Source organism: Salipiger aestuarii (assembly GCF_003259905.1).
GTDB classification, from domain to species: domain Bacteria; phylum Pseudomonadota; class Alphaproteobacteria; order Rhodobacterales; family Rhodobacteraceae; genus Salipiger; species Salipiger aestuarii.
Genome location: NZ_QLMG01000029.1, coordinates 39,749 through 58,507, shown reverse-complemented (window position 1 = coordinate 58,507; position 18,759 = coordinate 39,749). Strand labels below are relative to the sequence as shown.

The following is an 18,759-nucleotide window of genomic DNA, read 5'->3' as shown; positions in this document are numbered from 1 at the left end:
AGAACGATGCGCCAATATCAAGGCGCGCCGCCCGTCCCTACCTCTCGAATGTCCGTCGCGCCAACAAACCGTCCGTAACTCAGCAGCTCCGCTACCTCATCCCGTCCAGCCCGTCCGGCGCCCCGTCCAGCGCCTCAGCGCCGCCGGTGAGGGGGCTTTTACGGTTAGCCACCAACACCCGCAACCCCTTTTTGCAAAAGACGTCATCTTTTCTTCAAGAAAAGACAACTAACAAACCAAATCAATACCTTAACCAAAAACTCCACCCCAAACCCAAACCGCCAAAACCCCCGCACCCTCAGCAACATCCCCCAAAAACAACCCAATACCCCCCCTACCCACAACCTTATCCACAGATCACCACGGAATCACACATATCCCCCCAAACATTCCTGGTCCTAGTCCTTCACCAGCATTTTGCGGGGCAGGTCGCAAAAGATCTCTGGATCGCCTTGGGTGATCGCGATGGATTCGGTGGTTTCGTACCCCCAGTCTTCCATCCATAGCCCCGTCATGAAGTGGAACGTCATGCCCGGCTTCAGTTCGGTGCGATCCCCGCGGCGCAAAGACATGGTCCGCTCGCCCCAGTCCGGCGGGTAGCTCAGGCCGATGGAATAGCCGCATCGGTTGTCCTTGATGATCCCGCGCTTTTCGAGCGATTTGAGGAACGCATCCGCAATGTCGTGGCAGGTGTTCCCCGGCCGGGCGACCTCCAGCCCTGCATCCATACCTTCGAGCACCGCCGATTCCGCATCCAGAATGTGCTGCGGTGGTTTGCCCAGAAAGATCGTGCGCGACAGCGGCACATGGTACCGTTGGTAGCAGCCCGCGATTTCAAAGAACGTGCCCTCGTCCGCCTTCATCGGCAAGTCGTCCCAGGTCAGGTGCGGCGCGGCGGCATCCGGACCCGACGGCAGCAGCGGCACGATGGCGGGGTAATCCCCCCCGTGGCCGTACCATTCATCATAGCGCAGGCCCGCGTCATAAATCTCGGCCACGAGATCGCATTTGCGCACCCCGACCTCGACCTTCTGGGCGATGCGGTGGTGCATCCGCTCGACGATGCGCGCGGCCTGGCGCATGTATTCCAGTTCCTTGTCGGACTTCACCGAGCGGTGCCAGTTGATGAACCCGGTGGCGTCGGCGAACCTTGCATTGGGCAGGCCATGCTGAAGACGCTCGTAGGCGCGGGCGGAAAACCAGTAATTGTCCATCTCGACCCCGATGACACCCTTGTGCCACCCCATGTCGACCAGCTTGCCGCACAGGTATTCCATCGGGTGGCGTTCGGTGGACTGAACATATTGGTCGGGGTAGCCGATCACATATTCCTCGGTCATCCAGACCGTCCGGTAGGCGCCGTTCGCATCCTGGCCCCGGCCGAACCAGATCGGCGGGCCGGACGGCCCCACCAGCACGCATTGATGCACGTAAAAGGACCAGCCACCGTATCCCGCGACCCAGGCCATGTTGGAGGGGTCGCTCAGGATGAGCAGGTCGATCCCCTTGCGCGCCATGTCGGCGCGGATCTTGACGAGGCGTTCCTCGTATTCTTCGGTGGTGTAGCGTTCCGGAGTGCGTTGTAGGTCTGGCACGAGAGCTCCTTGGGAAAAGGCGGCAAGCGCCATGGGAAACGGCCGGGATCAGCGCCCGGCGGGTTCCCGAACCTTCGGACGGGTGTTGCGCAATGTCCAGAGCGATGCACCGGGAGGCGCGGGTGGGGGGCGCAGCCGTGGCCATCGTTCACGGCAACGTCGGTTTGCCAGTCCTTGACCGCGACGATCAGGGGATTCCAACAGAGTCAGGCACTCGCGCAAACCACTGCGAGTCGCGAATCGCGTGGCCGCAATCGTCATTTTATGACTGTGAATGAAACTGGGGCCGAAGCCTGGGCAACCGGCAATCACGGCGTTCTCTCGACGCCTCGAAGAACGCCTTAATGTGCGATACGCGGCATATCCCCGCAATCGACGCCAATGTCACTGGTCGGGCTGAGAGGATTCGAACCTCCGACCCCCTGCTCCCGAAGCAGGTGCGCTACCAGGCTGCGCTACAGCCCGACCGTGGCGGGCGGAATACTCCAGCCCGGCGCCGTTGGCAAGGGTTCATTGCGTGCCTTGCCGGATCACCTTGTCGCGGCGTTTCATCGCCCGGATCAGCGGGCCGATGCGCAGCGAGGTGCCGGTTTCCAGCCGGTTGCGGGTGCGCAGCACCGGGGTGTTTTCAGACGCGCTGGACCGACCTTCGCGCAGCACGATATAAACGCCCGACCCGATGATCAGCACCGCGCCCAGCAGCGTCGTGCCATCGGGCCATTCCCCAAAGACCAACGCCCCGTACAGCGTCGCCCATAGCAGTTGCGAATATTGCATCGGCGCGACGATCACCGCCTCGCCCTTGCGATAGGCCGAGATCAGCACCAGCCCCCCGCTCAACGCAAGCACCGCCATCACCCCGACGCCGCCGAGATGTTCGATCGGCATCGGCTGGTAGACAAAGGGCAGCGCACAGGCCATCACCACGAAATTGGTCAGCATCGGATACAGCAGCAGGACGACGGACCGTTCCTCTTGTCCGATCTTGCGCACGACGATGGACGCCAACGCCCCGAAGAACGCGCCCACCAGCGCCGCGCCGTGGCCCAGCGTCAGTTCGGTCGAACCCGGACGCAGCACCACCATCACCCCCGCAAGCCCGACGAACACCGCTATCCAGCGGCGCAACCGCACCCGTTCGCCCAGGATCGGAATCGCCAGAACGGTAATCAGCAACGGCTGCGCGAACAGGATCGCGTAGGTCTGCGCCAGCGGCAGCACGGAAAACGCATAGAACACGCTGAGCCCGGTAATCACCGCCGAAACGGTGCGCAGCGCCGTCCACCACGGATGGATGGGGCGCAAATGGCCCGGCGTCGTGTCGCGAATCAACAACAGGCTGACCAGCGGAAAACTGAACAGCACCGAAAAGAACAGGATCTGGAACGGGGCATAGCTGGCGCCAAGCAGCTTCACGATCACGTCGTGAATGGCAAAGATCGCGAAGGAAAACAGCGCGAGAAGCGCGCCTTTTGCGTTGTGGCCCATGTTGGTATCCCGGTGCGTGATGCTTGGCGAACCAAGGCCAGCACGCGTGTCGCGCAGCCCTGTCCAAGTCCAGATCTGTAAGCTTGCGCCCACCCGGTCAACGCATTGAAATCGCGAAAGCGATGTTTCGCCACAACCGCCGCCTCCATGCCCATGACAGAGGCGGCGGCGAAATCAGAGGCCGGCGTCCAATGCGGCCAGGATGGCATCGCCCATACCGCTGGTCGACACCGGGGTAACGCCCTCTTCGCCCAGCAGGTCGGCAGTGCGCGCGCCGTCCCCCAATACCTTGTTGACGGCCGCTTCCACCCGTTCGGCTTCGGCCCCGAGGTCGAAGCTGTAGCGCAGCGCCATGGCAAAGCTCAGCACGCAGGCGATGGGATTCGCCTTGGCCTGGCCGGCGATGTCGGGGGCAGAGCCATGCACCGGCTCGTACAGAGCCTTGGGGCGGCCGTTTTCCATCGGCGCGCCAAGCGAGGCAGACGGCAGCATGCCCAGCGATCCGGTCAGCATCGCCGCTGCGTCGGACAGCAGGTCTCCGAACAGGTTATCCGTGACGATCACATCGAACTGCTTGGGCCAGCGGACCAGCTGCATGGCGCCGGCGTCGGCGTACATGTGGGACAGTTCGACCTCGGGGTAGTCCTTGCCGACCTCGGTGACCACTTCGCGCCACAGGATGCCCGATTCCATCACATTGGCCTTTTCCATCGAACAGACCTTCTTGCCGCGCTTCATCGCGAGCTCGAACGCGGACCGTGCCACCCGGTCGATTTCGGACTCGGTGTAGCGCTGGGTGTTGATGCCGACGCGCTCGTTGCCCTCTTCGATGATGCCACGCGGCTCGCCGAAATAGATGCCGCTGGTCAGCTCGCGCACGATCATGATATCAAGCCCGGCCACCACATCCCGCTTGAGCGACGAGAAATCCGCCAGCGCGTCAAAGCACTGCGCCGGGCGCAGGTTGGCGAACAGGTCCATTTCCTTGCGCAGACGCAGCAGGCCGCGCTCTGGCTTTACCGAGAAATCCAGCCCGTCGTATTTCGGCCCGCCCACGGCGCCCAGCAGCACCGCATCCACCGATTGCGCCTTGGCCATGGTGTCATCGTGCAGCGGCGTGCCGTGCGCGTCATAGGCGGCGCCGCCGACAAGATCCTCGGACACGTCAAAGGTGATGCCGCGCTTTTCACCGAACCAGGCGATGATGCGGCGCACCTCGGCCATGACCTCGGGGCCGATGCCGTCGCCCGGCAGGATCAGAAGCGAAGGGTTGCTCATGGGACGTGTCCTCTCCTCATACATATCCCGCATCGGGTAGCGTTACGCGGCGCGATGGTCAAGAAAGCCGCCGTCGCGGTTATTCCGCCGCCTGCGCAAGGGCCAGCCCGCCGATCCGCACCAGCAGGTCCACGATGTCGTCCACGCCCTGCCCGTGACGCACCTGCGCAAACACGAACGGCTTGCCCGCCCGCATCCGCGCCGCATCGCGTTCCATCACCTCAAGCGAGGCGCCGACGTGCGGGGCAAGGTCGGTCTTGTTGATGACAAGGATGTCGGATCTGGTGATCGCCGGGCCGCCCTTGCGCGGAATCTCTTCGCCCGCGGCGACGTCGATCACATAGATCGTCACGTCGGCAAGTTCCGGCGAAAAGGTCGCGGACAGGTTGTCGCCGCCGCTTTCGATCAGCACCAGATCCAGATCGGGGTGCGCTTCGGTCAGCTCGGCGATGGCGGCAAGGTTGATCGACGCATCCTCGCGGATCGCGGTGTGCGGGCAGCCGCCGGTTTCCACGCCCTTGATGCGGTCGAGCGGCAGCACCTGCTGGCGCATCAGCTCTTCGGCATCTTCGCGGGTATATATGTCGTTGGTGACGACGGCCATCGACAGCCGGTCGCGCAGCGCGCGCGCCAGCGCGGCGGTAAGAGTGGTCTTGCCAGCGCCGACCGGGCCGCCGAGGCCCACGCGCAAAGGTCCGTTGGGGGAAGCCATCAGGGTCTCCGTCATGATCTGAACAGGCGGGAATACAGCATGTCGTGGCGTTGGCTGGCAATGTCCAGCAGCGGGGCAAACCCGCCAATGTCGTCGGTGCCCGCGTCCTGCGCCGCTGCCGCAAGCTCGGCACATAGCGGGGACAGGGCAAGGGTTATGCGTTGCCCATCGGTCTGCCCCAGCGGAATCAGCCGCAGGCCAGCGCCGGTCAGGTTGGCGGCGAACGCCTGAAGATAGAGGCGCAGCGCAACGCCCGGCGGCAGCGCCAGCGCGCGCACCGTCAGCCCCACCGCAACGGGGTAAGGCGCGGCCGGGATCGCCACGCCCCAGACATCCGAAACGGTGGCGGCAAAGGCGCGGCCCTGCTGCATCGTTTCGGCGCGGCGTTCCGCCGAGGGGCTGAGCGCACGACCAAGCTCGGTCAGCGCCGCCGCATCCTCCCCGCGTGCAGCGCAGGCGAGCAGAACCGCGTCGGACCAGCCCGCGCCGTGCCGCAGCACCGCCGCCAGCCAATTTTCCAGGCCGTCGGCATCGCTCACCTGGCCTTGCTGCACCGCGGTTTCCAGCCCGTGCGACCACGCGAAGGACCCTACGGGAAAAGCGGGCGAAAAGATCTGGTGCAGCGTCAGCGACGGGTCAGTGGTCATGGCTGTGGGGGTGCGATCCGTGCGCGTGGGACTGGCCGGAGCCGTCCGCATGCGCCTCCGGGCCGTGCCGGTGCGAATGGTCGTGACCATGCGTGCGCCCATGGCCATAGGCACCGCCTTCGGGGGTGAAGGGTTCGTCGACCTCGCGCACCGTGGCGCCGATCCGGGACAGCATGTCGGCGATGACGTGATCGCGCTGGATCAGCAGACGGGACGATTCGATCTGGCAGGGGGTGTGGCGGTTGCCGATATGCCACGCGATTCGGGGCAGCGCGTCGCCGGTGACTTCGAGCAGCGGTTCGACCGCTGCCGCGACGGCCACCAGACGCCCGTCGGTCAGCACGAAGGCGTCGCCTTCGCCAAGGCTTTCGGTGTGGGCAAGATCGACCAGAACGTCTTCGCCCGCCTCGGTGCTCAGCACCTTCCTGCGCAGGAAGCGGTCGTCATAGCTCAGGACCACGCGGTCCGCAGGGGTGTCCTGCGCCTTGCGCCGGATGTCATGCGCGGTGGGAAGGGTCATGTGATCTCTTTCGTCGTTCGAAAGCAGATCACTTCAGATCGCTGCAAAAGACAAGGCCACGCGCCGGGTTTGCCGGTCGCGTGACCCCGAATGCCATAAGCTTGCGCGGTACCTCGCCAGGGTGAACCGGGGCCGAGGCCCGGGATCACAGGTAGTAGACGTCGCCGAACACATAGCGCACGATGTCATCGCGGCGCAGACCTTTTGCGGCCAGTTGTTCGTCCGACAGGCGCTGCAAGGCTTTGACGCGGCGCAGGCGCGGGTTCGATTCAGCGATGGCGATCAGAGCGCTGCCGATGGCGCGGAAAAAGCGCGTCAGAAGCGGGGCGTCGTGATGTGCGTGGCTTGCGGTGAGAAATGCCATTGGGAAACCTTTCCATCAGTCATCAGGTCCCCTCCCTTGATCCGATAGGTAAAGCACACTGACCGATATGACAAATGCTGCAACTGCAAAGTCGGGTTTCGCAGGGCGCATGGCTCGATGGTTTAATGTTGAACCGATCTCCGGGCAGGCCCCGCGACCGAGGGGGCGCTGCCCCCACCCTTCGGGCCGCCCGGAGTTTATCGGGCAAGATGAAACCGGGGCGCGGCGCCTTGCGCGTCAGTACAGGAAATATCTCTGGGCCATGGGAAGTTCGGTGGCCGGCTCGCAGGTCAGTAGTTCTCCGTCCGCGCGCACCTCGTAGGTTTCGGGATTGACCTCGACCTGCGGCGTGGCGGTGTTGAGCCTGAGGTGCGACTTGCCGATGCCGCGCGTGTCGCGCACCGCAACAGTCTGCTTGGCGAGACCAAGCCGGTTGCGGATACCTTCGGATTGCGCCGCCTCGGACACGAAGATCACCGCCGAATTTTCCACCGATCGTCCATAGGCGCCCCACATCGGGCGGCTGTAGACAGGCTGCGGCGTCGGGATCGACGCGTTCGGATCGCCCATCTGGGCGCAGACGATGGTGCCGCCCATCAGCACCATTTCCGGCTTTACCCCGAAGAACGCGGGCGACCAGAGCACGAGATCGGCGCGCTTGCCTTCTTCGATCGAGCCGATTTCGCCGCTGATGCCGTGGGCGATGGCGGGGTTGATGGTGTATTTCGCGATGTAACGTCTGACGCGGAAGTTGTCGTTGTCGCCGGTTTCTTCGGACAGCTTGCCGCGCTGTTTCTTCATTTTGTCTGCGGTCTGCCAGGTGCGAATAATCACCTCGCCCACGCGGCCCATGGCCTGACTGTCCGACGCTATGATCGAAAAGGCGCCCATGTCGTGCAGGATGTCTTCGGCGGCGATGGTTTCCTTGCGAATGCGGGATTCGGCAAAAGCGACGTCTTCGGGGATGGATTTGTCGAGGTGGTGGCAGACCATGAGCATATCCAGATGCTCTTCGAGCGTGTTGGCCGTGTAGGGACGCGTCGGGTTGGTCGAACTGGGAATGACGTGTTCTTCGCCGCAGATCTTGATGATGTCGGGGGCGTGGCCGCCGCCCGCCCCTTCGGTGTGGAACGCATGGATGGTGCGTCCCTTCATCGCCGCGACGGTGTTTTCCACAAAGCCGGATTCGTTGAGCGTGTCGGTGTGGATCATCACCTGCACGTCCCACGCATCGGCGACGCTCAGGCAGTTGTCGATGGTGGCGGGGGTGGTGCCCCAGTCTTCGTGCAGCTTGAGGCAACAGGCACCGGCCTTGATCTGTTCTTCCAGCGGCGCGGGCAGCGAGGCGTTGCCCTTGCCCGCAAAGGCGAGGTTCATCGGAAACGCATCCGCCGCCTGCATCATCCGCCCAAGGTGCCACGGGCCGGGCGTGCAGGTGGTCGCCAGCGTGCCATGCGCGGGGCCGGTGCCGCCGCCCAGCATGGTAGTCAGGCCAGAGTGCAGCGCGTCCTCGATCTGTTGCGGGCAGATGAAATGGATATGACTGTCCATGCCCCCGGCAGTCAGAATACGCCCCTCGCCCGCGATCACCTCGGTGCCGGGCCCGACGATGATGTCGACGCCGGGCTGGGTGTCGGGGTTGCCCGCCTTGCCGATCTTGTGGATGCGCCCGCTGCGCAGGCCGACATCGGCCTTGTAGACACCGGTGTAGTCAACAATCAGCGCGTTGGTGATGACGGTATCAACGGCGCCCTCGGCGCGGGTCGCCTGGCTTTGCCCCATCCCGTCGCGGATCACCTTGCCGCCGCCGAACTTGACCTCTTCGCCATAGACCGGAGTGTTGCCGCCCCCCGCCTGGCCGACCAGTTCGGCGGTCAGGTCGCGTTCGACCTCGATGATAAGGTCTGTGTCGGCAAGGCGCAGACGATCCCCCGTGGTGGGGCCGAACATCGCAGCGTAGTCAGAGCGGGAAATCCGTGCAGGCATCTGGGGAACCTTTATTCAGAGGTCGAACTCTTTTTCTATAAGCATTTTCAATAGCTTGTCAGACGACTTATCAAGCTGGAGCGACTGGCTGACCTTGTCAGGAAACTTGCGTGACGCAGTTCCATAGGTGTCGATCTGGAGTAATTTTTCGCCATCGACTTCCCCCGAAGAAAAAGTCGCGCGCACAGGCTTGTGCCGCGCGAAATGCTGAAGCTGTCGCAGCGAAAGATCCTGAACAAGAGCCATCCATTCCGTCCCATTTCTACCAAAATCATCCCGCCGGCGCCTGCGGGTCGTCGCGCCGGCGGCGGTCCGGCGCGCCGTTTCGATCAGGGCGCGCGTGCCGGTGGCCGAGACCGCGACAGGCTCGGGCTTTGGGTGCGCGCGCGACCAGCGGCGCGGCGTGACAGGGCCGAAAATGCCCATTCGCGCGCTCTGTCGGTCGCCGCGCAAAGGCCCGAGGGCACCCATGTTCCCGCGCCCCAAATCGACCATCGCCCGCGTCAGCCGCATCTTCGTCTCCTGGGCCTGTCCGCTTGCGGGCAGGGTCGCAGGGTCCGGCCCATCGCTGATATCGGCAACATCGCCTCGCTCTCCTGTTGGCCGGGGGCGCCTTTACCCCAGATTCAATCCGCGACGCGCCAGGCGCTTTCGGTTTGAACGTGCCTCGCGTTCCAGCGGCGCGGTCCAGGCGTCCAGAACCCGGTCGGGCGCCGCCCCGTCCATCGCGGCGCGGCTTGCGCCCCACCAGCTTTGCATGAATGCCGGACCTTTTTCATGCACCATCCGCGTGGTTTCGGTCGGACAAACCGACCAGATCCCCGCCATTCCAAGGGTCCGATAGGCGATCACCTGCTGCGATTCCGCGACAAGCGAGCCCAGTTGCAGCATGCTGCGCTGCCATGACAGCGTATCTTCAAACATATTCACAGAGCGCCCATTACTTTCTGATTGAATCCATAAACCTTGCGCGCCCCCGAAAAGGGGATCAGCGCAACCTCGCGTCGTTGGCCCGGCTCGAACCGAACCGCCGTCCCGGCGGCGATGTCCAGCCGGGTCCCCTGCGCCGCCACGCGGTCGAAATCGAGCGCCGGGTTGCTTTCGGCGAAATGGTAGTGCGACCCGACCTGAACCGGACGATCGCCAGTGTTGGCGACCATCAGGACGATCGCCTCGCGCCCCGCGTTCAGTTCCAGATCGCCCGCTGCCGGGAACAATTCTCCGGGGATCATTTGTTCGTCCCTACCCGCGACAGCACAAGATGCCCGGCCAGAGCGGTCGCGCCCAGCACCGCAACCGTGACAAGCCAGGAGGCACCGTCGTGCGGGTGCAGATGCGCGTCCTCGGTCGTATGGGCCAGAGCGGGGCCCGCAAAAAGCACGAAAGGCAAAGCATATTTCATTGCGATCCTCCTTGGACAGCGATCAGCGGATCGGATTGTGAACGGTCACGAGTTTGGTGCCATCGGGAAAGGTCGCCTCGACCTGCACCTCGTGGATCATCTCGGGAACGCCCGGCATGCATTGCTCGGCGGTGACGACCTGCGCCCCCGCTTCCATCATCTCGGCCACGGACCGGCCGTCGCGCGCACCCTCCACCACGGCGTCGGTTATCAACGCCACCGCTTCGGGATAGTTCAGCATGACGCCGCGTCCAAGGCGTTTGCGGGCCACTTCGGCGGCCATTGCGACAAGAAGCTTGTCCTTTTCGCGGGGGGTCAGTTGCATGGGTCAGATCATCCAGGGTCGTGGGAGCGCGGCGCCGCAAAGATGGCGCAAGACAGGGGCAAGGTGGCCTCGCAGCGCAAAGCCGTCAACGGAAACCATACGGATCACAACAAGATCCGGGGTCAACGCGGACACGCCTGCGCTTTCGGGCAGCATTTCACGCAACGCATCAATGCCCGTCGCGGCACCGGGGCCGGCCCGGATCGCCGTCGCCATGGCGCCCGCGCCATTCGCCACGGCGGGGTGGGACAGCGTCGCGACGGCGTCGCCCTCAAGCCGCAGCCTGTCGGCGAACACAAGCCGGCCCCCGATCCGCAGGTCGATCCGGTCGCGCAGGCGCAGGTCGTGTAACACCTCACCCATGGCATGGCGCCCGAACACGAAGGATTCGCAGGCGATCAGCCGCGCATCGTCGGCCATGTCGATGCTGAGCCGTCGGTCCAGCGCGGCGCCTTCGAACAGGATCGTCTCCTGCGGGAGCCAGTCAAGCCGCGCGCCGGGCGCAAGCGTCAGCCGCGTATCGATCCGCCCGGTCTGGCCGGGCAACGCGCGATAGATCCGCTCCGCCGCCTGCGTGGTCATGACAAGATGCGCGCCGCGTTCGGCATGGGCGTCGACCTGAAAGGCGTCGCCGCCGGTCACGCCGCCGGAACTGTTCAGATAGACCGCCTGCAACGCGTCGTGCCCGCGCGGGAACAGCAGCTTTGCGCTGCCGGACATGTGCAGATCCTTGATGACGCTGCGCGCACCACGGGTTTTGGCCGACACTCTGGCCCGTCCCCTCGCGCGCTGCGCGGTCACAGCCGCGTTGTCCTGATCGTAGGGTATGGGCCGGTCCTCCTGCCGGGCAGATCCTCGGGTATCGACGTCGCCGGCGCAACCCTTCGCGGGCTGCACACCCCCCGAAGCCGATGACGACGCTGCAAAAACGCTCATACGGGGGCCATCTGTCACATGGCACGCGCCCGCTTCAGCCCCTCAAGCGCCATCCGGGGGCCATCGGCGATCAGCGCCGGTACGCCTTGTGCCTCAAGCGCGATCCGGTAGGGCTCGCCCATCTGTCCATCCGCCAGCAAGGCGACGTTCTGGCCCAGCCACCACGGCCTGGTGGCGGCCAGTTCGACGCCGATCAACCAGCCCAGCGCCCGCGATCCGGCGCCCTCCGCCCCGCCGGCGAGAATGCCGGCGCGCAGTGTCGCAAGGTCACAGGTCAATGCCGCGGGCCGGCCCAGCGCCCGGTCGACCGCCTCGCGCAGCACATCCGCATCGAACCCGTCGTCCAACGCGCCCAGCGCCTGCGGTGCCTGCAAAAGCGTCAACAGCGTGCCGGTCAGAACGCTGCGAAAGCTGACGATCTCTCCCGCGCTGATTTGCACCCAGCGAGACGTCGGGCCGGGCAGGCAGATTGTCCCGTCGAATCCCGGATTGAGCGCCAGAAAGCCCGCGATCCGCGTGACTTCGGCCTCCATCGTGTCATATGGCTGCGCCTGCTTGACCCCCGGCAGAAGCAAAAAGCCTCCCGATCGGCAAGGCGGCGCCGGTCTGCAGGGCACGGCCAGGGCCGCGCCCGGCGCGCCGCTGACAACGACCGGCACCTCTTGTGGCACCGCGTCGGCCAGGGCATTCAGCGGCAGCGGTGCACGCTCGTGCCGCGCCAGAACATCGTTTCCACGCATATCCCATTGCAGCATCCGCACGGAGCCAAATTCGATGGCGATCCAGTCGGGTCGGGTCATGAGGTATCCTTTGCGAGAGTCGGGGGCTAAGGGCTGGGTCAGACAGAACATGGGATCAAAGCCAGGCCACGCCGACCTCCCAGAGCAGCTTGAGACACAACAGCCCAAGCGCCGTATTGATCAGCGCAAAAAACATCCGCTCAGGCAACCAGCGGGTGGCGCGATACCCCGCCCAAGCCCCGAAAAGCACCACGGGCGCCAGCACCGAGATCAGCTTCAGACTGTCCCACGTCAGTTGCCCCGCCAACACATAGGTCGGCATCTTCGCCCAGTTGATGCAGGCAAACACGATGGCGGACGTGCCGGCAAAGGTCATCTTCGGAAGCTTTTGCGGCAGGGTATAGGCCTGATAGGGTGGCCCACCCGCGTGGCTGATGTAGCTGGTGAAGCCCGACACCGCGCCCCAGAAAAGCCCGCGCGCGATATCTGCGTCTCGCGGCCGAAAATCCTGAGCCAGCCGTTTGCGCAGCGCGTCGGCAAGATAGGTCAGTCCGATCAGCGCGACGATCAGCTTCGTCGCCTCGACCGGCACGCGGCTGACCACCAGAAAGGCGATGAGGACGCCAATCAACCCCGCCGGCACCAGAATGGCAACATTTCGGGCGGAATACTGTCCGCGAAACAGCCAGATCGCGTAGACATCCGACAGGATATACATCGGCAGCAACAGCCCCGCCGCCATCCCCGGAGCGATAAAGATCGACAGGATCGGCACGCCCAGCATGGCCACCATCGGGATGCCGCCCTTTGACATGCCCACAAAGAACGTGGCCGCGCCCGCCGCGATCCAGAATGTCGCCGTCTGTTCCAAACCGTGCCCCTTGACGCCTGCCCCTGCGGGCCGGTCTTGCACGGAGCGCGCGGGACGAAAAGGGCAATCCGGTCAGGCGGCCTTGGCTGCGTGTGCCTTCAGCAACGGGCTGGTCAGTTCGACATCATCCTGCAACGCCCGACTCGGACGAAGCCCGGCAGCCTTCAGATCGTCGTGATAGGCGCGCACCGCCTCAAACGATCCCATGCCGTCCAGCACGACCCGGCGCATGGCGGCGAGCATCAGCACCGGGTCTTCATAACCGAACCCGTCGCGGCTGAACCCCGACAGGCGTGCCCCATGCTTTTCCGCCTGCGCAACCCGTTCAAGGCAATCACGGGTCGTGCCATCCACACAACTGGTGATGCCGACCACAAGACGCGCCGGATCCCAGTTCGCCAGTTCCTCCATCGCGGCGGGGCCGTGGTATTCGGTTTCCACAAACATCGGCTTTTCGCGACGGGGAATACCGGCAAGCATCCGCGCCAGCATGTCGTTACAATAGGCGGCAGGGTCCGCATCGCCGGTTTCGACCGCCACGCGTGGATCGGTGATCTGAAGAAAATGGCGGATGCCGACGCGATTCGCGATGTCGCGAAATTCCGTATAGGCGGTGAGGGTGGCCTGATCGCGCGCCGGATCGTTGTAAAACGTCATCCCATATAGCCCCAGGGTCGCCACCGGCTTGACCGCGTCGATCCGCGAAGACCTGAACGGCAGGCCGGGCAGCGCCGCGTAGGCGCCCCCGCGCACCCGCCAGCTTTCGGTCGGATCGCTCAGGCGCACGGCGGGCGTGGCGTTCGACCGTATGTAGGCCCCGTCATCGGCCAGCGCCTCGGCGGTGCCAAGCGAGGTCAGCACGATGTCGGCGAGGTCCGATTCGATCACCCGCTTTACGTCCGCCCGATAAGCGGACAGCGGACGCCCGCGCCCGTCAGCGTCCGGCCCCGTGGCGGAACAGCCGCGCAGCAGGTCGGCGTCCTTGGCGAAGGTGATGATGAAATCCCGAGGGCTGTATTGGCCCGACGTGATCTTCGCCAGCTTTTCGTCAATCCGTCTCATGCGCCCTCGCAGTGCCCCGTCCTGCACGCCAGTCTACGCCCGCAAGCGTTGATCCTTCGTAAAGCCATTTCCAAAACCTGTCTCGGAACCGGGACACCTTGCGCCTGTCCCCTGCGCGCCGGGGATGAGCTGGCCCCAGAACATCGGGCGCGTGGCCAGGGTGTATCTCAAGCTTTTGAAAAGGTATGGAAATGGCGACGCTCTGGACCGCCACAAATCGGCTCGACGCGAAGCTCGCGCCTGGGGTGCGGCGTAGGGACAAGACCGTGCAGGAGATCGCAGCAAAGCATCAGCTGCACCCAAACCAGGTCGGCATGGATGCGGCGGGCCATGGCCCGGATGGACAACGTGGTCTGCGGTGACAGGCATTGCGGCCCAACGGAAACCGGGGTCAAACAACGGCATGTCAGCGATGGCAGGCTGGCGGTCGACCCAGACAGCTTTGGACCGGCGCTCTTCTTTGCCGACCGCTCGTTGAACAAGGGTCCGCCACCGGGATTGGCCGCCGGATCGTGGTCGCTTTCTCCCGCTCGACACCGGCGTCTAGCATATCGACGTGAAATACCTGCCGCACCTTCCCGGCAGCATGCCCTGGATGCGCCTGTCAGGCAGTGAATGGCCGATGAGAGTGCCCGGCGCTTCCTGCGTGATCTGGAACACGTTTGCCCGCTGCGCATCCGCACTGTTCTGACGGACAGCGGCAAGGAGTTCACCGACCGGCTCTTCGGTCCGCGCGGGCGCGCCGCGACCGGCGAGCACGAGGTCGACACGCCGCGCGCAGCACCTGCGGCCTCACTCCATCGGCAGATCGACGGCATGGTCGAGCGGTTCAGCGGTCAGGCCGAGGAGGTCTTGCAAAGCCTCCGTTTTCGATCGGGCGAAGACCCGGAGACGCCGCCGCACCGCGACCTCTGGCTCTACACTCAGCAGCGTACTCAATCAGCCTCTGGCAGCAGGTGGCGATGACGGACCGGCGCAAAATCAAGCCGGATCTGTTCCCGAAACAGCCATACTGCGCGTCGGGTTCAAACACCTGGCGACGCCAGCAGGCGGCAAGTCAGCCGACATCGCCGCCACCAATATCCATACGACGGCTGAGTTCGAACCGTTCAAGACCGCGATCACCACCGGTGCCCCCTGGGCGGCGAGGCTTCTGGCGCGGATGCGCGCCGGTCTGGCAGACCCTTCCTTTGACCGGGATGGTCGCAACGCGCATCCTGACCGGGGGCGCCGCGGCCATATTCTCGCCCCGCCGGCACGCATACGGTCAGGTGGCCCGCCGTTTCGCTCGAAGCGCGGGCGCAGCCCCTAGCGCAGATCCAGCGTCACCAGTACCATGCGATGCCGCTCTTCGGCCGCAGCAGCGCGGGTTTCGGCTCCGATGACGCGCAGCCCCGCCGAGGGCAGGATATAGCTGACCCGCATCGGCCCGGTCTGATCCCACGTCACGGTATCCGTTCCGGACAGCGGATCTTGCAGACGCGCATCCCGCAGCACCGCGCGCATCGCGTCCTGCCGCCCGTCGCCGCGCGCCGGATCGACGTTGGCGTCGCCGATCAGCACCGGGTTCGGCGCCACATCTCCGAAAGCCCCGTCCAAATACCGCAGCCAGAACGCCAGTTCATCGGCGTTGCGCCGGCCGTTGCGATCCTCTGGCCCGTCGAACACCGGCGGCGTCGCATGCCACGCCAGCAGGCTGAGCGGCCCGTCCGGCGTATCCAGCCCCAGCACCCAATGCGCCGCCGATGACAGCCGCTGCACCCTGGGCGCCGGATCGTCCGGCAGACGCATATTGCCCGGCAGATCCGCCCAGAGCATCCCGGTGAAATCGCGCAGCAGCCTGACCGGCACCCGTGACAGCACGGCCATGCCGCCCTGCCCCGAAAACTCTCCGAAACCCTGCGCATCCCGCCCGCCCCCAAGCCGCCCGTCACCGTCCAGATCCAGCCCTGTCGGCAGGCCGGTATTGGGCCGGGCGGTGAACCGGTAGGGATAGGGCGCGCCAAGATCATTCAGCGCCCCGGCGATCTGCGCCAGCGCAACCCCGTCATGATCGTGGTCCACATTTGTCAGCAGCAACACATCGGGATCGGCTGACGCGATCTCGGCCAACAGCGGGTCCAGCTCGCCCTTCAGCAGGTCACGCAACAAAAGCCCCGGTCCCTTGCGCGACAGATCCGCGTGCCAGGTCGCAAGGGTCAGCTGGTCCGCGCGCAAGGGCAAGGGCACGGCCGCGCACAGCGCCACAAACACAAGGATCAGGCCGCGTGCAACTCGGCCTGCGCATAGACGCGGCGGCGCTTTTCCTGGATCAGTTCGGCGATGCGCGACAGCGCGATGCCTCGCATGATCAGGCTGGCGGGAAGAAAGGCCCATGCGCTCATCGTCCAGATCAGGGTCTGCGGGTCGGTCAGCGAGATCGGATCGACGATCTCGGACGCCATCGTCATGATGGCCGGGATCAGGAATGGCAGAAGAAACCCTAATGCGACGTTAACGTGCCCGTCGCGTTTGAGCCGATACAGCACATCCTTGCCCACCGTCGGGTCGAACAGCGGCAGATTCACCCAGAAATTGAACGCGCCCCGGCGGATCGGCCAATCAAGCACCCGAACCACGACAATGAAAAAGCTGATCGCCACAAGCGACACCAGATAAGACAATCCCGCGCTGGTGCGGATCATGTCCAGATGATGCGGAGTCATCTCTTCGCTGGCAACAAGCACCATCAGCCGCACCGGCGAATAGGGAAAGTCGAGCATGTCGCCCACGTTGGCCCCGATCCATTCCAGCAACAGGCTTAGCGCGGTGGGATGCGCCTCGCCCCGCCCGATCAGTGTCAGCGTCAGGACGGTGACGAACAGCGCCACGAACCGGATGCGGTTGAACGGCGGCGCGTCGCGAAATTCGATGATCGACGGGTAGTCGCCGACATATTCCACAAAGGTCAGCAGCGCGGCAACCAGCGCCACCAGCGAAACGATCTGCGCGGCATCCGCCAAATGATCGGACAGGAACAGACCGGGCATCGTCACAAGCAACGCGATCAGAAAAGCCCGCGCACCCGCGTGCATCATACGGTTTATCACTGCATCCTGCCCTTTCGGTCCGGCCGGGCGCGGTACACTGCCGCCCCCTGGTTTTCGCCTGACCGCGCCTTTACGGCGCTCTGCCTCATTGTTGCCCAATTTTTGCCGCCTTTCGCCGCGCTCGGCAAGCTTCCGTTAAGCAAGGCAGCGGAAAGCAGGTTTTTTCGTGATTGAAACGGTGCGTTTTTGCATCATTCTGGCGCCACCTGTGCCGGAATCTGCAAGATGACACAACATGCTGTGGCTGATCGTTCGACAGCCCCAAGCCCGGCAAAATCCACCGCAGTTTGACATAGCGCATGGCCGGTCCGCGCAGAAACGACTTGATACAAAGCCGACCGCTGTCAGTTTGAAAAGGCGACCAAGATGCACCTGGCAATTTCCATGGAAGAAGCCGTCGACATGATTCCGGACGGAGCCCGCGTGATGCTATCGGGTTTCATGGGCGTCGGCACCCCGGATGGGCTGGTGCGTGCGCTGGCCGCATCCGGCAAGAAAGACCTGACCGTGCTGGTCAACGACGCCGCCCGCCCGCACACCGGCGTCGGCCCGCTGGTCACCGCCGGCTGCGTCAGGAAGTTCATCGGCAGCCATATCGGCGTGAACCCCGTCGTGCAGGAAAAGATGCGCTCCGGAGAGCTGGAGGTCGAACTGGTGCCGCAGGGCACATTTGTCGAACGCATCCGCGCGGGCGGCATGGGCCTGGGGGGCATCCTGACCCCGACCGGCATCGGGACGCTCATCGCCGAGGGCAAGGACGTGATCGAAATCGATGGCAAACAGTTTCTGCTGGAAAAACCGCTGCGCGCGGATTTCGCCCTGATCGCGGCGCGCAGTTGCGATTATGTCGGCAACCTGACCTACATGCTGTCGGCAACCAATTTCAATCCGATCATGGCGCTTTCCGCCGATGTGGTGATCGCCGAACCCGAAGAGATCGTCCCCGTGGGGGTCATCCCCCCGGACGCGGTCAAGACGCCGGGTATCCTTGTGGACCATGTGATCAAGAGGACAGTGTGATGAAGGATTTAGTCGTGATGGACCCCAAAGAGATCATCGCCCGGCGCGTCTCGCTTGAGATCCGCCCGAAAACGCTGGTGAACCTCGGGATTGGCATTCCGACGCTGGTCTCGGATCACCTGACCGAAAATCTCGGCGTGTTCTTTCAGTCGGAAAACGGCGTGGTGGGCCTGGGGCACCGCCCTGCCGAAGGCATGACCGACCGCCACCTCACCGATGCGGGCGGGACTTTCACCTCGGCTGTGCCGGGTGCGTCGATCATCGATTCCGCGTTTTCCTTTGGCCTGATCCGTGGCGGGCACCTGGATCTGACCGTGCTGGGCGGGTTGCAGGTCGATGCGCAGGGGCATCTGGCGAACTGGATGATTCCCGGCAAATTCGTGCCCGGCATGGGCGGGGCGATGGATCTGGTGACAGGCGCGAAAAAGGTGATCGTGGCAATGCTGCACAGCGCCGGGGGCGTGTCCAAGGTCGTGCCCGAATGCACCCTTCCGGTCACCTCGCAGCGCCGGGTCGACCTGATCGTGACCGAGCTGGCCGTGATGGCGCCGCTGGATGACGGGCTATATCTGCTTGAGACGGGGCCGGGGGTCAGCGTGGACGAGGTTGTCGCCGCCACCGACGCGGATCTGATCATCAAGGGCGATGTGCCGCAAATGGATCTGTCGCGCACGGCCTGACCGCCGTCGGGCCGGGTTGCGCACTCTGACAGGGCGGGGGGGCA

Annotated in this window: 23 protein-coding genes and 1 tRNA gene; 4 read left to right on the top strand and 20 right to left on the bottom strand. The window is 64.5% G+C overall.

The genetic code is table 11. The features are described 5' to 3' along the window. Positions 1 to 398: 398 nt before the first annotated feature. The 18 genes from doeA to ATI53_RS14895 form a co-directional block, all read right to left on the bottom strand. The gene (gene doeA / locus ATI53_RS14975) at positions 399 to 1,595 is read right to left on the bottom strand and encodes an ectoine hydrolase DoeA (RefSeq protein WP_009506016.1); all 1,197 of its coding nucleotides are present in this window, start codon (positions 1,593 to 1,595) and stop codon (positions 399 to 401) included. A gap of 388 nt (positions 1,596 to 1,983) precedes the next feature. Then, positions 1,984 to 2,060: transfer RNA gene (locus ATI53_RS14970), tRNA-Pro, on the bottom strand. 45 nt (positions 2,061 to 2,105) lie between these two features. Then, the gene (locus tag ATI53_RS14965; RefSeq protein WP_009506015.1) at positions 2,106 to 3,083 is read right to left on the bottom strand and encodes a DMT family transporter; all 978 of its coding nucleotides are present in this window, start codon (positions 3,081 to 3,083) and stop codon (positions 2,106 to 2,108) included. 174 nt (positions 3,084 to 3,257) lie between these two features. Beyond that, positions 3,258 to 4,361, bottom strand: coding sequence for a 3-isopropylmalate dehydrogenase (gene leuB / locus ATI53_RS14960; protein WP_009506014.1), 1,104 nt, complete (start codon positions 4,359 to 4,361; stop codon positions 3,258 to 3,260). Positions 4,362 to 4,440: 79 nt separating this feature from the next. Beyond that, positions 4,441 to 5,073, bottom strand: a complete 633-nt coding sequence (ureG, locus tag ATI53_RS14955) for an urease accessory protein UreG (protein ID WP_170134588.1) — start codon at positions 5,071 to 5,073, stop codon at positions 4,441 to 4,443. A gap of 11 nt (positions 5,074 to 5,084) precedes the next feature. Next, entirely contained in the window at positions 5,085 to 5,720 is a 636-nt protein-coding gene (locus ATI53_RS14950; RefSeq protein ID WP_111550734.1) for an urease accessory protein UreF, read from the bottom strand. Further along, positions 5,710 to 6,240, bottom strand: a complete 531-nt coding sequence (gene ureE / locus ATI53_RS14945; protein ID WP_009506011.1) for an urease accessory protein UreE — start codon at positions 6,238 to 6,240, stop codon at positions 5,710 to 5,712. Before ureE ends, ATI53_RS14950 begins: the two co-directional genes overlap by 11 nt. A gap of 145 nt (positions 6,241 to 6,385) precedes the next feature. Next, positions 6,386 to 6,604: a hypothetical protein gene (locus ATI53_RS14940; protein ID WP_009506010.1), complete on the bottom strand. Its 219-nt coding sequence runs from the start codon at positions 6,602 to 6,604 to the stop codon at positions 6,386 to 6,388. A 237-nt stretch (positions 6,605 to 6,841) separates the two neighbouring features. Then, positions 6,842 to 8,590: an urease subunit alpha gene (gene ureC / locus ATI53_RS14935; protein WP_009506009.1), complete on the bottom strand. Its 1,749-nt coding sequence runs from the start codon at positions 8,588 to 8,590 to the stop codon at positions 6,842 to 6,844. 15 nt (positions 8,591 to 8,605) lie between these two features. Then, entirely contained in the window at positions 8,606 to 9,103 is a 498-nt protein-coding gene (locus ATI53_RS14930) for a hypothetical protein (protein ID WP_009506008.1), read from the bottom strand. 102 nt (positions 9,104 to 9,205) lie between these two features. Next, a complete protein-coding gene (locus ATI53_RS14925) occupies positions 9,206 to 9,514 on the bottom strand; it encodes a hypothetical protein (protein ID WP_009506007.1) in 309 nt (102 codons plus the stop codon). Between the two features lie 2 nt (positions 9,515 to 9,516). Next, the gene (locus ATI53_RS14920; protein ID WP_009506006.1) at positions 9,517 to 9,822 is read right to left on the bottom strand and encodes an urease subunit beta; all 306 of its coding nucleotides are present in this window, start codon (positions 9,820 to 9,822) and stop codon (positions 9,517 to 9,519) included. Further along, positions 9,819 to 9,992 carry a hypothetical protein gene (locus tag ATI53_RS23360; protein ID WP_009506005.1) on the bottom strand — a complete coding sequence of 58 codons (174 nt, stop codon included), beginning with the start codon at positions 9,990 to 9,992 and terminating at the stop codon, positions 9,819 to 9,821. The genes ATI53_RS14920 and ATI53_RS23360 overlap by 4 nt, the downstream gene beginning before the upstream one ends. A gap of 22 nt (positions 9,993 to 10,014) precedes the next feature. After that, a complete protein-coding gene (locus tag ATI53_RS14915; RefSeq protein ID WP_009506004.1) occupies positions 10,015 to 10,317 on the bottom strand; it encodes an urease subunit gamma in 303 nt (100 codons plus the stop codon). 3 nt (positions 10,318 to 10,320) lie between these two features. Then, complete coding sequence (locus tag ATI53_RS14910) at positions 10,321 to 11,085, bottom strand: urease accessory protein UreD (protein WP_009506003.1); 765 nt, start codon at positions 11,083 to 11,085, stop codon at positions 10,321 to 10,323. Between the two features lie 182 nt (positions 11,086 to 11,267). After that, positions 11,268 to 12,053: a 2-dehydro-3-deoxygalactonokinase gene (locus ATI53_RS14905; RefSeq protein WP_009506002.1), complete on the bottom strand. Its 786-nt coding sequence runs from the start codon at positions 12,051 to 12,053 to the stop codon at positions 11,268 to 11,270. A gap of 55 nt (positions 12,054 to 12,108) precedes the next feature. Next, on the bottom strand, positions 12,109 to 12,864 hold the full coding sequence (locus ATI53_RS14900) for a sulfite exporter TauE/SafE family protein (RefSeq protein ID WP_111550733.1): 756 nt from the start codon (positions 12,862 to 12,864) through the stop codon (positions 12,109 to 12,111). Between the two features lie 72 nt (positions 12,865 to 12,936). After that, on the bottom strand, positions 12,937 to 13,926 hold the full coding sequence (locus ATI53_RS14895; protein ID WP_111550732.1) for a hypothetical protein: 990 nt from the start codon (positions 13,924 to 13,926) through the stop codon (positions 12,937 to 12,939). 191 nt (positions 13,927 to 14,117) lie between these two features. Here ATI53_RS14895 and ATI53_RS23355 point away from each other — a divergent pair, with 191 nt between their 5' ends. Further along, positions 14,118 to 14,288 (top strand): hypothetical protein, encoded by a 171-nt coding sequence (locus ATI53_RS23355; protein ID WP_009505999.1) that lies wholly within the window; start codon positions 14,118 to 14,120, stop codon positions 14,286 to 14,288. Positions 14,289 to 14,541: 253 nt separating this feature from the next. Then, complete coding sequence (locus tag ATI53_RS14890; protein ID WP_111550731.1) at positions 14,542 to 14,892, top strand: hypothetical protein; 351 nt, start codon at positions 14,542 to 14,544, stop codon at positions 14,890 to 14,892. Between the two features lie 342 nt (positions 14,893 to 15,234). On the opposite strand, the gene ATI53_RS14885 is transcribed toward ATI53_RS14890, so the two are convergent. After that, entirely contained in the window at positions 15,235 to 16,149 is a 915-nt protein-coding gene (locus tag ATI53_RS14885) for an endonuclease/exonuclease/phosphatase family protein (protein WP_240778588.1), read from the bottom strand. A 35-nt stretch (positions 16,150 to 16,184) separates the two neighbouring features. Beyond that, positions 16,185 to 17,003: a hypothetical protein gene (locus ATI53_RS14880; RefSeq protein WP_009505995.1), complete on the bottom strand. Its 819-nt coding sequence runs from the start codon at positions 17,001 to 17,003 to the stop codon at positions 16,185 to 16,187. A gap of 378 nt (positions 17,004 to 17,381) precedes the next feature. Here ATI53_RS14880 and ATI53_RS14875 point away from each other — a divergent pair, with 378 nt between their 5' ends. Together ATI53_RS14875 and ATI53_RS14870 are read left to right on the top strand one after the other, a co-directional pair. Next, positions 17,382 to 18,035: a CoA transferase subunit A gene (locus ATI53_RS14875; protein ID WP_009505994.1), complete on the top strand. Its 654-nt coding sequence runs from the start codon at positions 17,382 to 17,384 to the stop codon at positions 18,033 to 18,035. Beyond that, positions 18,035 to 18,715, top strand: a complete 681-nt coding sequence (locus ATI53_RS14870) for a 3-oxoacid CoA-transferase subunit B (protein ID WP_009505993.1) — start codon at positions 18,035 to 18,037, stop codon at positions 18,713 to 18,715. Before ATI53_RS14875 ends, ATI53_RS14870 begins: the two co-directional genes overlap by 1 nt. The last annotated feature ends 44 nt before the right edge of the window (positions 18,716 to 18,759 follow it).

Coding starts and splice junctions, on each gene's coding strand:
- ureC (WP_009506009.1), bottom strand. CDS start 8,590: ATGCCTGCACGGATTTCCCGCTCTGACTACGCTGCGATGTTCGGCCCC.
- ATI53_RS14940 (WP_009506010.1), bottom strand. CDS start 6,604: ATGGCATTTCTCACCGCAAGCCACGCACATCACGACGCCCCGCTTCTG.
- ATI53_RS14965 (WP_009506015.1), bottom strand. CDS start 3,083: ATGGGCCACAACGCAAAAGGCGCGCTTCTCGCGCTGTTTTCCTTCGCG.
- ATI53_RS14920 (WP_009506006.1), bottom strand. CDS start 9,822: ATGATCCCCGGAGAATTGTTCCCGGCAGCGGGCGATCTGGAACTGAAC.
- ureE (WP_009506011.1), bottom strand. CDS start 6,240: ATGACCCTTCCCACCGCGCATGACATCCGGCGCAAGGCGCAGGACACC.
- ATI53_RS14875 (WP_009505994.1), top strand. CDS start 17,382: ATGCACCTGGCAATTTCCATGGAAGAAGCCGTCGACATGATTCCGGAC.
- ATI53_RS14925 (WP_009506007.1), bottom strand. CDS start 9,514: ATGTTTGAAGATACGCTGTCATGGCAGCGCAGCATGCTGCAACTGGGC.
- ATI53_RS14870 (WP_009505993.1), top strand. CDS start 18,035: ATGAAGGATTTAGTCGTGATGGACCCCAAAGAGATCATCGCCCGGCGC.
- ATI53_RS14890 (WP_111550731.1), top strand. CDS start 14,542: ATGGCCGATGAGAGTGCCCGGCGCTTCCTGCGTGATCTGGAACACGTT.
- leuB (WP_009506014.1), bottom strand. CDS start 4,361: ATGAGCAACCCTTCGCTTCTGATCCTGCCGGGCGACGGCATCGGCCCC.
- ATI53_RS14930 (WP_009506008.1), bottom strand. CDS start 9,103: ATGCGGCTGACGCGGGCGATGGTCGATTTGGGGCGCGGGAACATGGGT.
- ATI53_RS14950 (WP_111550734.1), bottom strand. CDS start 5,720: ATGACCACTGACCCGTCGCTGACGCTGCACCAGATCTTTTCGCCCGCT.
- ATI53_RS14895 (WP_111550732.1), bottom strand. CDS start 13,926: ATGAGACGGATTGACGAAAAGCTGGCGAAGATCACGTCGGGCCAATAC.
- ATI53_RS14905 (WP_009506002.1), bottom strand. CDS start 12,053: ATGACCCGACCCGACTGGATCGCCATCGAATTTGGCTCCGTGCGGATG.
- ATI53_RS14915 (WP_009506004.1), bottom strand. CDS start 10,317: ATGCAACTGACCCCCCGCGAAAAGGACAAGCTTCTTGTCGCAATGGCC.
- ureG (WP_170134588.1), bottom strand. CDS start 5,073: ATGGCTTCCCCCAACGGACCTTTGCGCGTGGGCCTCGGCGGCCCGGTC.
- ATI53_RS23355 (WP_009505999.1), top strand. CDS start 14,118: ATGGCGACGCTCTGGACCGCCACAAATCGGCTCGACGCGAAGCTCGCG.
- ATI53_RS14880 (WP_009505995.1), bottom strand. CDS start 17,003: ATGATGCACGCGGGTGCGCGGGCTTTTCTGATCGCGTTGCTTGTGACG.
- ATI53_RS23360 (WP_009506005.1), bottom strand. CDS start 9,992: ATGAAATATGCTTTGCCTTTCGTGCTTTTTGCGGGCCCCGCTCTGGCC.